The organism is Tatumella sp. JGM91, from assembly GCF_018257575.1.
Lineage (GTDB): Bacteria > Pseudomonadota > Gammaproteobacteria > Enterobacterales > Enterobacteriaceae > Tatumella > Tatumella punctata.
Genome location: NZ_JAERJP010000011.1, coordinates 128,596 through 140,734 on the forward strand (window position 1 = coordinate 128,596; position 12,139 = coordinate 140,734).

General features: G+C 50.7%; 14 protein-coding genes. 7 read left to right on the plus strand and 7 right to left on the minus strand.

Features of this window, described 5'->3' with window-relative positions:
- Nucleotides 1-197: 197 nt before the first annotated feature.
- The 4 genes from JK198_RS09420 to JK198_RS09435 form a co-directional block, all read right to left on the minus strand.
- The gene (locus JK198_RS09420; RefSeq protein WP_212710444.1) at nt 198-722 is read right to left on the minus strand and encodes a DUF523 domain-containing protein; all 525 of its coding nucleotides are present in this window, start codon (nt 720-722) and stop codon (nt 198-200) included.
- A 153-nt stretch (nt 723-875) separates the two neighbouring features.
- Nucleotides 876-1,124 (minus strand): CsbD family protein, encoded by a 249-nt coding sequence (locus tag JK198_RS09425; protein ID WP_212708854.1) that lies wholly within the window; start codon nt 1,122-1,124, stop codon nt 876-878.
- A gap of 347 nt (nt 1,125-1,471) precedes the next feature.
- A complete protein-coding gene (locus JK198_RS09430) occupies nt 1,472-1,816 on the minus strand; it encodes a hypothetical protein (protein ID WP_212708853.1) in 345 nt (114 codons plus the stop codon).
- A 98-nt stretch (nt 1,817-1,914) separates the two neighbouring features.
- Nucleotides 1,915-2,298, minus strand: a complete 384-nt coding sequence (locus JK198_RS09435) for a DUF4186 domain-containing protein (protein ID WP_212708852.1) — start codon at nt 2,296-2,298, stop codon at nt 1,915-1,917.
- Nucleotides 2,299-2,448: 150 nt separating this feature from the next.
- Here JK198_RS09435 and JK198_RS09440 point away from each other — a divergent pair, with 150 nt between their 5' ends.
- Entirely contained in the window at nt 2,449-2,859 is a 411-nt protein-coding gene (locus tag JK198_RS09440) for a hypothetical protein (RefSeq protein WP_249213291.1), read from the plus strand.
- Between the two features lie 14 nt (nt 2,860-2,873).
- Here the strand turns inward: JK198_RS09440 and ldcA are convergent, their stop codons facing one another.
- Complete coding sequence (ldcA, locus tag JK198_RS09445) at nt 2,874-3,809, minus strand: muramoyltetrapeptide carboxypeptidase (RefSeq protein WP_212708851.1); 936 nt, start codon at nt 3,807-3,809, stop codon at nt 2,874-2,876.
- A gap of 164 nt (nt 3,810-3,973) precedes the next feature.
- Here ldcA and JK198_RS09450 point away from each other — a divergent pair, with 164 nt between their 5' ends.
- The 3 genes from JK198_RS09450 to JK198_RS09460 all read left to right on the plus strand — a co-directional run bounded on the left by JK198_RS09450 (nt 3,974) and on the right by JK198_RS09460 (nt 6,003).
- Nucleotides 3,974-4,609: a transglycosylase SLT domain-containing protein gene (locus JK198_RS09450; protein ID WP_212708850.1), complete on the plus strand. Its 636-nt coding sequence runs from the start codon at nt 3,974-3,976 to the stop codon at nt 4,607-4,609.
- Nucleotides 4,610-4,891: 282 nt separating this feature from the next.
- Nucleotides 4,892-5,140, plus strand: a complete 249-nt coding sequence (locus JK198_RS09455) for a GlsB/YeaQ/YmgE family stress response membrane protein (protein ID WP_212708849.1) — start codon at nt 4,892-4,894, stop codon at nt 5,138-5,140.
- Nucleotides 5,141-5,442: 302 nt separating this feature from the next.
- Nucleotides 5,443-6,003 carry a molecular chaperone gene (locus tag JK198_RS09460; protein ID WP_212708848.1) on the plus strand — a complete coding sequence of 187 codons (561 nt, stop codon included), beginning with the start codon at nt 5,443-5,445 and terminating at the stop codon, nt 6,001-6,003.
- Between the two features lie 66 nt (nt 6,004-6,069).
- Here the strand turns inward: JK198_RS09460 and JK198_RS09465 are convergent, their stop codons facing one another.
- Together JK198_RS09465 and JK198_RS09470 are read right to left on the minus strand one after the other, a co-directional pair.
- The gene (locus JK198_RS09465; protein WP_212710445.1) at nt 6,070-6,636 is read right to left on the minus strand and encodes a methyltransferase domain-containing protein; all 567 of its coding nucleotides are present in this window, start codon (nt 6,634-6,636) and stop codon (nt 6,070-6,072) included.
- Between the two features lie 194 nt (nt 6,637-6,830).
- The gene (locus JK198_RS09470) at nt 6,831-8,063 is read right to left on the minus strand and encodes an amino acid permease (protein WP_212708846.1); all 1,233 of its coding nucleotides are present in this window, start codon (nt 8,061-8,063) and stop codon (nt 6,831-6,833) included.
- 328 nt (nt 8,064-8,391) lie between these two features.
- Here JK198_RS09470 and JK198_RS09475 point away from each other — a divergent pair, with 328 nt between their 5' ends.
- From JK198_RS09475 to feoB, 3 genes are all read left to right on the plus strand, one after another.
- Nucleotides 8,392-9,339 carry an aminoimidazole riboside kinase gene (locus tag JK198_RS09475; protein ID WP_212708845.1) on the plus strand — a complete coding sequence of 316 codons (948 nt, stop codon included), beginning with the start codon at nt 8,392-8,394 and terminating at the stop codon, nt 9,337-9,339.
- 221 nt (nt 9,340-9,560) lie between these two features.
- Complete coding sequence (locus JK198_RS09480; protein WP_212708844.1) at nt 9,561-9,809, plus strand: FeoA domain-containing protein; 249 nt, start codon at nt 9,561-9,563, stop codon at nt 9,807-9,809.
- Nucleotides 9,806-12,133, plus strand: coding sequence for a Fe(2+) transporter permease subunit FeoB (feoB, locus tag JK198_RS09485; protein WP_212708843.1), 2,328 nt, complete (start codon nt 9,806-9,808; stop codon nt 12,131-12,133). The genes JK198_RS09480 and feoB overlap by 4 nt, the downstream gene beginning before the upstream one ends.
- Nucleotides 12,134-12,139 lie beyond the last annotated feature (6 nt).

Consider the following 12,139-nt stretch of genomic DNA (forward strand, 5'->3'; position numbering starts at 1 on the left):
GTGCTGTACTGTCTGCGCAACCGCAGACAAAAAAAAACCCGCGGTCAGCGGGCAAAGATAACTGGAAGCAATGTGAGCAATGTCGTGTCAAATAGTTGACTGTTTTAATCAACTATTCGACAGAGCTAAAGATAGTGGTAATGATTCTCAATTGCAACCCCTTTCTGTCAGTATTAACCCTTCAGATGAATTATTTCTCAACCGGCAAAATGTGGCAGGACCCGCGGATTGGTTTCGGTGATCGCTATTCTGGCGAGTAACTGTTCAGGGTGTCGGTGAGAAAATACTTCAATGCCATGCTGACGTAATAAAGCCGCCGCTACACCCTGGCCATTGACCTGTTGTCCTGAAAACGCTCCGTTATAAATGTGCTGACTGCCGCAGGTCGGACTGCCATCTGTCAGTAAGGCAAAACGACAACCGTGCTGCAGGGCGGTTGTCAGTGCCAGTCTGGCAGCCAGCCGATAGACCGTACTGGCATCTGTTCCGTCACTTTCCACAATACTGGCTGCACCCGTCAGTACCTGGTCACCATTGCCGCCCCGTATTTCTGCCGGCAGACGGGGCGTCTGTAGCCCGGCTGCCACTTCAGGGCAAAAAATAACCAGACGGTTTTGCTGGCGGAGTTGTTGCAGGGCATCAGAGACAAAAGGTTTATCGCGGCCGTTATAACGGACATTGAAACCCATCAGGCAGGCACTTATCAGTATTTTACTTTTCATTGCTGTTTCAGGTAGTCATCCGGGAAGGGGGGATTATAACGGTTTCTAGTCCGGTGTATGATTATTTCCGCGGCTATCACTGTCAATAAAAAGCCCCGTTATCTGAAAAATAACGGGGCCGGAAGTAATGTACTAACTGTAAACAATCCGCGGTTATTTACGGCCGAGGAGATAACCAAACACCACCCCGACAGCCGCCGCAATCGCGACACCGGTATAAGGTTTGTCGGAGACCTGTGTTTTGATGGTATCAGCAGCATCCCGCACAGCATAGCTTGCCTGTGAAGCGTATTTACGCGCAGCACCCTTTACTGAATGCTCAGGTGAGTCGGTGATATCACCATAAGCTTCCTGTGCAGCACCGGCCAGTTCCTGCGCTTTATCCTGAAATTTATCACTCATACAGAACTCTCCTTTGTTTGACTGATTTGTTTGGCTGTTTTATCAGTTGTTTTTAAGTATAGCAGAGGATTTTTTCCTCATCAGGGAACCGGAATTTTCTTAAGTCAGGGTGAAGGATCTTTACGGACCAATCGGGCAGAGACAGCCCTTTAAGAAAGAACAGTGGTACATAATACCTTACCGGCAGGCTGTTAAGCCTCCGGGCGAGGATAGCGCGCTCTTCAGGTGATAGTTGATGTATTCATGCTTTCTGCTGCCGGGCAGCAGGTGGCGGGTTATGCAACAAAATATAAAAATCTGCTACAGGAAATACCAGAAATACCTGTCGGAAAAGCCGGCCACCATGACTATTCAGTGCCGGGGGCAGGGCAGGTCCAGGTGACCATCAGGTTTTGCGGTGAATTAATCAGCCGGAAACGGTTATCTCCCAGTCGCTGGGCATAATAGCCTTCCGCGGTGACGGCCGCCGGAATATACAACTGGCGATCTGCTGAAATTAATGGTCCGCTGTTAATACGCACAGCATTTTTGCTGACAGTAAAATAATTCACCTGATCAAATACCCATGCATTACTGCGGCCGAGATTCTGACCATACAGGCTGGACACTTCTCCGTCACACAAACGCCCGCGGGGCTGGGAGGTACAGCCAGTGATTAATACCAGTACGGCAGCCATCAGCAGATAACGCATAACATCACCTTAGTCCATTGCGGGTAATTATCGTTTTACCGGGATCTCAAGCATAGCATTTCCGGAGGCGACAGGGTGAACGATAATACAGCCGCGGATTACTTTCCGGAGATAACAGATGGGGCGGGAGCAGTTATCTCACCCTGTAGCCAGCGGAACAGAACATCGCAGATATAACGCTGGCAGGCATCATCTAATGGCTGACGGGCGGGAATACGGTGCCATTTTTCAAGACAGCCGCGACAACATGTTGCCGTTGCGTGCTGGGCAATAAATACCGGATGGCCGCGCATCGGGGTTTGCTTACCGTCGTTTACCGGCTCTGCCGCCGACAGCCGCTGGCGGACAAAGTCGGCGGCATGCTGCATCACCACCTCAGCACCTTTTTCCAGGCAATACTGCCGTTCTTTTACGCCAAGATGAAACCGGCTGCGAAACGGAGAGCCAGCCAGACGGCGGGATAATTGCTGATAAGAGATCATAAAGTCTTTACCTGTACACGCGGGAATATATCACCAGTCATCAATTTTATTATGTTGTAACCTAAGCGGATAGTTTTCTGTTGTTTAATCTGGTTATCATTTGCTACACAGTAAATAATTATCTCCGTTAAACATATCTCAGGATGAGTGATGAAAAAGATCATTGCCACAGTATTAGGCATCGTGATGCCTTTAAGCACAGCATTAGCTTTTGCGGCCCCTAATGACGGGGACGAATTCCAGATTTCATGTGCCGGACGTCCGACCATGACCATTGATCGTGCGGAATATGGTATTTCAACACTGATGTGGGGTGATAATAACTTTCAGATTGCCGCAGGGCAGGACCGTACCCGGTTACAGGATGGTCAGCCCGTATCCATTACCCTGTTTCGTAACGGCGACCAGCTGATGGTGGATAACGCCACACAAAATACATTTTTTGTGTATGCAGGCACCACAACACTGGTGCCCTGTGAAAGAACTGACAGCCGTCCCGATCCGCTGCTGACACTTACTCCCCTGAGCTATTCAGCCGCAACTGGTTCAGTCAACAGTTAACCGGAAACAGTGGATTACTGGCGGGAACTGCTGATCACCGGATAACCACTGAGGGTCAGGCTATTCTGACCCGCTCTGCTGGTTAACTCTGCTGTCGCTCCGATTGGCAGAGTTACAGTTTGTTGTTCATGACCAAAACTCAGGCCATCAATAAAGGGAACGCCGCTCAGTTCCTGCAGGTATTGCCATACACTGTCCAGTGAGAAATCCTGATCATATTCAGAGGGACGGGCACCGCTGAAACTGCCGGTGATTACTGCCTGCTGACGTTGCAGGATACCCGCATGCCACAGTTGCAATAACATTCTTTCAATGCGGAACGGATGTTCATTCACATCTTCAATCACTAAAATACCGTTATCTGTCTGTGGCATCCAGGGGGTACCGGTCAGTGAACTGATCATCGCCAGATTCCCGCCCCACAGTGTGCCGCTGACGCTGAAATCTTTTTGTTTATTTCCTGACCAGTGGATGGTATAACTTTTTTGCCTCAGAATATTACGAAAGTGCTGCAGGGTAAATTCAGACGGCGGGCTGGCGCCAAAATTACCTGCCAGCATCGGCGCGCTGAAAGTAATTAAGCCGCACCGGGATAACAATGCCAGCTGAATGGCGGTGAAATCGCTGTGACCACAAATCGCGACCGGCTGTCCCGCTAAACGCTTTCCCAGTGCAGAATAATCAATCTGACTCAGTAACCGGCTGGCACCATAACCACCACGTACCGCGAGTACAATATCCGGCAGATTTTCACAGTCAGCAAGGTGGTTGAGGTCAGCAAGTCGTTGTTCATCCGTGCCGGCAAATCGCTGATAGCGCCGGGTAACAACCCCGGTATTCTCCAGCCTGTAACCGGCAGTCAGCAGATAATCCAGTCCGCGCTCAGCGGCCTGCTGGTTAATACAATAGCCCGAAGGGGCGATTAATCGGATTGTAGGGTTAACAGACATAGCAGTAAGTTTGCAGCAAATAATTCAGACAATAGAGCCATCATGGCGAAAATAGCGGGATAAGTCACGCCTTTCAGTCCCGGGGTATTTAAGACAAACGGTAATTTTCTGCGGATGAGAAATCTGTATCATAGGCGACGCAAAATGATCAGGATAACGATAACGTGAAAATAAAATTTCTTGTGCTCTCTGCCTTATTACTGGCAGGGTGTGCCAGTGAACCACCGACGCATACAGTACAGCAAAAATATACACCACTCATTGAAGCACCGCCTTCCAGAGTACTGACCAGTAATGATGACTGGTCCCTTTTCACCGAAGATGCTGCCAGTCATTATGGCGTTGATCAACGTTTAATCAGCGCCATTATTAGTGTCGAGTCTGGTGGAAACCCGAATGCAGTAAGCCGTTCTGATGCGGTGGGTCTGATGCAAATAAAGGCATCCACCGCAGGCCGTGAGGTTTACCGGGTGCAGGGTAAACGGGGGCAGCCCACCCGCAGCGAGCTGAGAGATCCGGCTAAAAATATTGAGATTGGCACGGCATATATTAGAATCCTGCAAAACAGTATGTTGTCCGGCATTCATAATCCTGTCACATTGCGATATGCAACCATCGTCTCATACTCCAACGGAGCCGGTGCCTTATTACGCACCTTCTCCCGCAACCGCAATACAGCGATTGCGATGATTAATGATATGACGCCACAGCAGTTCTATCGTTTTATTGAGCGCAGACATCCGGCCAGCCAGGCTCCGCGTTATTTGTGGAAAGTCACGAATGCTTATCGTGACAGTTAATACGAGTTACTAAGGCTGCTGGTTAAATATCCGGCAGCCAGTCATAATTTTTTCTGACAGGTCGCCTTCTGCTGACTCTGTGACTATACTTACCTGCTGTACAGGATGTATTAATGTGACTGCAGGATAATTCCGGTACCATTGATGCAAAATGCCTGACAGTCTGCGTATCTGCTGCGCAGTCCATTACCTGGCTATTAGCGGGTGAAAAAAAGCAGACAGTGATTACACTGAATAACATTGTTCTGATTTACGTAAAGTCATCAAATGTAAGGAGCTGTTATGGGTATTATTTCATGGATCATTTTCGGGCTAATCGCCGGTATTCTGGCTAAATGGATTATGCCGGGAAAAGACGGTGGCGGCTTTATTATGACGGTGATCTTAGGGATTGTCGGGGCACTGGTCGGCGGCTGGATCAGTACGTTTTTTGGCTTTGGCAAAGTCAACGGGTTTAATTTCGGCAGCTTTATAGTCGCAGTGATCGGTTCGCTGGTGGTACTGTGGATTTACAGAAAAGTTAAAAGCTGATCCCGGTAATACATTCTGCTTTGCGGGGTAACAGAACCGGCTAAACGGCCTGTTCTGGCATTACTGAACAAAGGGCCATACCTCCGGTATGGCCCTTTTTGTCTGCATCTCTGATATTTCTGTCATGATAGCCGGATATACCGCTATCTCCCGCAAAAACCTCACAATCGGCAAGCTTTAATTGACAACTGCCGGCAGGGGACTTTAAATACTGCGCTATATTACTTTCCGGCAACCCGCTTTTATTCGCCGGGCATCAGAATCTCGCGGGCCGGATATTAACGCGCAAGGAATTATCCTCCATGAATGAATTTTCACTGATCTGTCGTATTCTCGGTTCATTGTATAACCGCTCACCGGCCGATCCGGTAATGCAGCCACTGCTGACGGTAATCAGCGAAGGCAAACTACAGCAGCAATGGCCACTGGAACAGGATGAATTACTGGCGGTGTTACAAAAAAGCTGTGACCTTCCTGCGCTGGAACAGGATTATCGTGCGTTATTCGGCGGAGAAGTACCGGCAGTCTCACCGTTTGGATCTGACTGGGAAGGCGGCCCTCAGCAGGATGAGGTCCGGACATTTCTGCAACAACGCGGTATGCCTCTGAGTGAAACGCCGGCTAACCATTTCGGGGTATTATTACTGGCGACCTCCTGGCTGGAAGACCAGTCACAGGAAGATGAATATCTGGCGCAGATGACAGTGTTTGAACAGTTTTTACTTCCGTGGTGCGGGGCATTTCTTGGTAAGACTGAAGCGAATGCAGAAACGGCATTCTATCGCAGCCTGGCAGGACTCACCCGGGGGGCGATTCAGGCGATGTATGAAGAGTTGTCAGAACAGCAGCAGGAACCCCGTTAATTTATCACGGTAGTTATCAGTATCCGCTCAGGGGGTGTTTTTACCGCTCTGAGCCGGATAACCCGTTTAACCTTGTGTCCAGTGATGAGTGCAGCGGTATACCCAGGCCGGCGGAACATTTTTCAGCACCCGTTTCCGTTCCCAGGTAAAGTAACGCGACAGTTCTGACTGGGTAAGGGAGGTATACTGAAATTGCACGAATACCCCGCCCGGCGCGAGGCTTTTATGCACCGCCGACAACACGGCATGGCGAACCGGAGGGTCTAATGATAGCAGGGGAAGTCCGGAAAAAATCACGTCGTACTGACCGTTGAGCCGCTCGGCAGAATTGGCATGCACCCTGACCCTCGGGTCGTTAATTGCTCTCAGACTGCGTACCAGTGGCGGACTGATTTCAAACACATCAATTTCTGCCTGTGTCGCCATATGCTTCAGCAGAACTTTCGTTAACACACCATCTCCGGCACCCAGTTCCGCGACCCGGCGGACATCTTTCCAGTCAGCACAGGCAGCCATTGTTTCACACAATGCTATCGATGATGGGGTGATACTGCCCACCTTTCGCGGATTACGAATAAATTGCTGGACAAAACCTGCCTTGGACCGAACCAGACTAATGGCAGACGCTAGCATGCAGACCTCCATGACCAAATTAACTGTTACTACTATGTACCTGATTCCGCGATAAAGTGCCTGTCTTCATACGGAAACTTACAATTATCAGAATAGTCTGTAACCGGGGGATGTGTGATTTTTATAGCAAAACAGATGCGATATTGGCAGGGAGAAAACAAGCCAGCCTGTCAGGAAAACAGGCTGGCAGGGGATTATTTAAAAAACATTACCGAGACACATAACACACCGACAATCAGCACCAGCACATTGGCCAGGGAACGGTATGGCCGTAATACAGGTACCAGCCAGCAGGAGAGGGTTGGCATAATAAACAGGATCAGTGCGATTAACGGACCGCTGATGGCATAAATCATCGACAGTGCATTCGGGTTAAGGCAACAGATAATAAACGTCACCACCGACACGATAGCCACAGATAAGCCGCGGCTCAGTTTCGGGCCCGGCTTGAAACCTGCCTGCTGCGCTGCAGAAGAGACCAGCTGAGTCGCCCCTTCGATCACACCAAAGTAGGTGCCGAGAAACGATTTAGACATCGCGACAACCGCGACAACAATCCCTGAGACACTCAGCCAGCCGGCAGAGGAAGACATCATTGACAGTGCAGACAAGATGGTCAGACCCTGCTGTTTAGCCACCTCGACATTAGCCTCCGGAATGGCCATAAAGCAGCTGAAGACAAAAAACAGCACACTCAGGCAGATAATCAGATAAGCAACCTTCATGATTTTTTTGCACTTAGCCATCGCCTGGTCATGATATTTCTCGCGCTGTGCAACAGCAAAGGTAGAAATAATGGGGGTATGGCTAAAGGCAAACACCATAACAGGGATAGAAAACCAGATGGCATGAAGGGTAGAGGGGGTATAAGTCAGACCGGAGGTCAGCAGGGCAGGCTGCCAGTGGCTGCTGAGGTAGACGGACAGGAACAGAAAGTAAGCTATCAGCGGGAAGACCAGAAAGCCCATCACCTTAATCGTCATACCTCGTCCGGTGAGAAAGATCAGGTTCAGTACCGCGACCACTGCCAGACTGAGCAATATCCGGGTACCGTGACCAACGGTCATATGCCTTGCCAGCTGTTCCGCCAGTGAATTAGTAATAGCAACAGCATAAATCAGTATCACCACGAAAAAAGCGACAAAGTATAACGCAGAGATCAGATTGCCGACTTTGCGGCCAAAAAACTCCCGTACTGCTGCAGTAATACCATCCTGGAGATGACCGGCTTTGGAAGCCAGAATGAACTGACATAATGCTTTATGTGGCCAGTAGGTCAGAGGCCAGGCCAGTAATGCTGTCAGAAACAACACAACTGCGCCTGCGGAGCCTAACTGAATGGGCAGAAACAGCGTTCCGGCCCCTACCGCAGTGCCATAGAGCGCAAAACTCCATAAAGTTTCTTCTTTCGACCAACATTTAATCATCTTGCGAGAGTATCCACCCGATAAATAAAAAAAGTGGGCTAATCTACCATAATAAAAAGTTATATGTTAGACGCTGTCGCCGGACAGAAGTGTAAGAGAAATGTAACTGAGGGCCTGATTCCTGTGGTTATTGTCCTTTTATGGCCACTCTGCACGGGAATAATGGCTTAATCAGCGGTTATGCATAAAAAATTAATAAATAAATTTTGTGATTATGAACGAACATTATTTATTTTCCGTTATAATTCGTCGCCGTAAAAACCGGGTGTCTCTGAAGCGTCAACCGGGGTTGCCGGTGTCCCCTGACAGACAAAATGAAGGAAATAACATGAAAATTTGGGCTCTGGGTGACGCGGTAGTTGACCTGCTTCCCGTCGGCGAAATGCGCTACCAGGCTTGTGCCGGCGGAGCGCCATTTAATGTGGTTGTCGGTGCGGCCAGGCTGGCGGCAGAAACCGCGTTTATCGGCCGGGTAGGTGAAGACACCTTCGGTCGCTTCCTGAAAAAAACACTGGAAGAACAGGGTGTTGACGCGGGATATATGATCCGCGATGCAGAACACCGCACCAGTACCGTGATGGTCGATTTAGCCGAAAGCGGCGAACGGAGTTTCTCTTTTCTGGTGAATCCATCGGCAGATCAATTTCTGACCAGTGATGATTTGCCGCCTTTCGGTCGGGATATTTTACATTTTTGTTCACTGGCCCTGGCGGCAGAAACCTGTCGCGATACTACATTGCAGGCAGTATCACGGATTAAAGAAAACAATGGCAGTGTCAGTTTCGATCTTAATCTGCGTGAGCAAATGTGGGCCGATAAGCAACAGATGAGGCAGGTCGTCCGGCAGCAGTGTGCTGCCGCCGATATTCTGAAACTGTCTGATGATGAATTATTCTGGCTGGCTGACGATCAGAGTACGGAATTACAGCAGGCGCTGCATTGCCTGGAACCTTATCCGGCTGCCCTGAAAATTATTACCCGGGGTAAAGACGGTGTGGTGGTTATCTATCAGGGACAGACCCTGAGCTTTGCCGGCTATCCGGTGGACAGCATTGATACCACCGGGGCGGGGGATGCTTTTATGGCAGGCTTACTGGCCTGGCTGGCACGCCATGGCATGCCGGATCTCAGTCAGATCAGTGCACTTATCTCTCAGGCCAGTGCCTGTGGCGCACTGGCAACCACCCGCAAAGGTGCACTGCCGGCATTACCTACCCCGGTACAACTGCACAGCTTTATTCATCAGTACGGGTTACTGGCTTCCTCCGGTTGCTAAACCTGCCAGCCGGCTGGCGGTGAGCACCGCCGGCTGGTTTTTGCTGTCAGCCTTCTGTCTGCTGTATTTGCGACCCTCGCCGCGTCCTGCCTGCTGCCCCTGCCTCGCGTCAGATCACACAATTGGCGGATTCTTTGCTTTGCGTCAAATCAATTGAGAACTATTCTCATTATTATACCGGTCATTGACTGATACCGAATGACTGAATAAGGAATATTGCTATGACAGTGACTGCCGGTCACCGTTATCTTATCCGCGCGATTAACCCGCAAACACCGCCTGCATTCCGGCAGAGGTTACTGTCACTGGGCTTACTGCCGGGTACTGATTTTCAGGTAGTCAGGGTCGCCCCGTTAGGTGATCCGCTGGAGATCCATACCCGCACCATGAATCTGATGTTACGCCGCAGAGATTTACGCTCACTGAGCCTGGAAAGACTGCCAGCCACTGGCGGAGGCGATCAGCGATGAGCAGAAAACCACTGACCATTGGGCTGGCAGGAAACCCGAATACCGGTAAAACCACCCTGTTCAATCAGTTAACCGGTGCCAGTCAGCGCACAGGTAACTGGGCAGGTGTGACCGTCGAACGTAAAGAAGGTTTTTTTACTACCGGCAGTGCGCTGGTCCAGCTGGTGGATTTACCGGGGCTCTATTCTCTGACCGTGACCTCGCCAGAAGCCTCGGTTGATGAGCAAATCGCAGCGCAGTTTATTGTCGGGCATAACGCCGGACTACTGATTAATGTGGTTGATGCCAGTGCCCTGCAACGCAACTTATGGCTGAGCTTACAGTTACTTGCTACCGGAATTCCCTGCATTCTGGTGCTTAATATGATGGATGTGGCGGCACAGCGCGGCATTATTCCGGATATTCCGCGACTGGCGGCACGGCTGGGATGTCCGGTGATCCCGATGGTATCGACCCGTAAACAGGGGCTGGTGGCCCTGAAACATGCTATCGATCACAGCCAGGCCTCACCGCCAGCCAGGCAACCGCCTGACTTACTGGCATTACCCCCGGCAATAGATCAGCTGGCATCGCAAATCTCAGCGCATATTAGTGCTTCTTTTCCGCCGGCACTTCGGCGCTGGCTGGCATTGCAAGTACTGGAAGGGGATATCTGCAGTCGGCAGTATCTTTCAGAAAACGTCCTGACAGAGACCGATGCACTGCCGGGAGAGGAGGAGGATATTCCATTAAAAATGGCCAGGTTACGTCAGCAGACAGCGCGGCAACTGGCGGATGATGTTGTCAGCCAGCAGTCCGCCACACCGCACCTGCTGACCCGCAGACTGGACCGGATAGTCATGAACCGCTGGCTCGGATTACCGGTATTTTTTCTGATGATGTACCTGATGTTTTTTCTGGCGATTAATGTCGGCGGGGCCCTGCAACCCCTGTTTGACCTTGGTTCCGTGACCCTGTTTATTCACGGCATTCAATGGCTGGGCTGGGCCGGACAGTTGCCGTCCGGTGTGACGGATTTTCTGGCCAGCGGTATTGGCGGAGGGATCAATACGGTACTGCCTTTAATACCGCAAATCGGCATTATGTACCTGCTGATGACCTTTATGGAAGATTCCGGCTATATGGCACGGGCGGCCTTTGTCATGGACCGGCTGATGCAATGGCTGGGATTGCCCGGTAAATCCTTTGTCCCGCTGATCACCGGATTTGGCTGCAATGTCCCGGCGGTGATGGGGACCCGCAGTCTCGACTCCCCGCGGGAACGACTGATGACGATATTAATGGCACCTTTTATGTCCTGCGGTGCCAGACTGGCGATTTTCGCTGTTTTTTCGTCGGTATTCTTCGGTCACCACAGCGCCCTGGCGGTGTTTGCCCTGTATCTTACCGGGATTGTGGTTGCGATAATGACCGGCTTATTACTGAAATACACATTGCTGCGTGGCGAAGCCCGGCCATTTATTATGGAACTGCCGCTCTACCATCTGCCGCATATGAAAAGCCTGATGCTGCAAAGCTGGCAGAGATTACGGGAATTTGTCTGGCGGGCAGGGAAAGTGATAGTGGTGGTCAGCTTACTGATCAGTGGCCTGAACAGTTTTGCAATTAACGGACAAGTGGTCAGCCCTGAAAACCCGCCGGCACTGCAAACGGTCGGCCAGTTTATCACACCGTTGCTGCAGCCAATGGGTATCCGGCAGGATAACTGGCAGGCAACGGTTGGCCTGATCACCGGCGCGATGGCGAAAGAAGTGGTGATCGGCACGTTAAATACGCTCTATACTTCACAAATGATGGAAGAACAGTCTTTTGATCCGTCACAGTTCAGTCCATGGGAAGAACTGACAGCAGCCTGGCAAGCGACGCGTGACAGTCTGGCAGCAACCTTTAGTCCGGCGGCACTGGAAAATCCTCTGCAGGCCAGCCAGGGGGATGCAGAAATGGGGATTGCCGCCTCAGGGCTGATGCAGCAGAAGTTTGCCGGCAGTGGCGGCGCATTTTGTTATCTGCTGTTTGTATTGTTGTATGTACCCTGTGCCTCGGTTATGGGGGCGATCACCCGCGAAAGTAATCGTTACTGGATGCTGTTTTCGGTGTTCTGGGGGCTGAGTATTGCCTGGTCCGTCGCGACAGTCAGCTGGCAGTTAATCAGTTTTCGCGAATCCCCTCTCAGTGCCGGACTGATTCTGACAGGGGTGATAGTATATAACCTGCTGCTGATACTGTTAATGTCCCGCTGTACACCACGCAGTTTCAACCCGGCCAGTCCGGCGATGGCCTGCAGACAATGTACTGCCTGTCGTGGCGGCAGGGGTTGTCACTGAAACCTT

Excerpts from the sequence above, each read along its gene's own strand:
- JK198_RS09425 (WP_212708854.1), bottom strand. The coding sequence starts at position 1,124 with ATGAGTGATAAATTTCAGGATAAAGCGCAGGAACTGGCCGGTGCTGCA.
- JK198_RS09455 (WP_212708849.1), top strand. The coding sequence starts at position 4,892 with ATGGGTATTATTTCATGGATCATTTTCGGGCTAATCGCCGGTATTCTG.
- JK198_RS09465 (WP_212710445.1), bottom strand. The coding sequence starts at position 6,636 with ATGCTAGCGTCTGCCATTAGTCTGGTTCGGTCCAAGGCAGGTTTTGTC.
- JK198_RS09430 (WP_212708853.1), bottom strand. The coding sequence starts at position 1,816 with ATGCGTTATCTGCTGATGGCTGCCGTACTGGTATTAATCACTGGCTGT.
- JK198_RS09435 (WP_212708852.1), bottom strand. The coding sequence starts at position 2,298 with ATGATCTCTTATCAGCAATTATCCCGCCGTCTGGCTGGCTCTCCGTTT.
- JK198_RS09460 (WP_212708848.1), top strand. The coding sequence starts at position 5,443 with ATGAATGAATTTTCACTGATCTGTCGTATTCTCGGTTCATTGTATAAC.
- JK198_RS09420 (WP_212710444.1), bottom strand. The coding sequence starts at position 722 with ATGAAAAGTAAAATACTGATAAGTGCCTGCCTGATGGGTTTCAATGTC.
- feoB (WP_212708843.1), top strand. The coding sequence starts at position 9,806 with ATGAGCAGAAAACCACTGACCATTGGGCTGGCAGGAAACCCGAATACC.
- JK198_RS09475 (WP_212708845.1), top strand. The coding sequence starts at position 8,392 with ATGAAAATTTGGGCTCTGGGTGACGCGGTAGTTGACCTGCTTCCCGTC.
- JK198_RS09480 (WP_212708844.1), top strand. The coding sequence starts at position 9,561 with ATGACAGTGACTGCCGGTCACCGTTATCTTATCCGCGCGATTAACCCG.
- ldcA (WP_212708851.1), bottom strand. The coding sequence starts at position 3,809 with ATGTCTGTTAACCCTACAATCCGATTAATCGCCCCTTCGGGCTATTGT.
- JK198_RS09440 (WP_249213291.1), top strand. The coding sequence starts at position 2,449 with ATGAAAAAGATCATTGCCACAGTATTAGGCATCGTGATGCCTTTAAGC.
- JK198_RS09470 (WP_212708846.1), bottom strand. The coding sequence starts at position 8,063 with ATGATTAAATGTTGGTCGAAAGAAGAAACTTTATGGAGTTTTGCGCTC.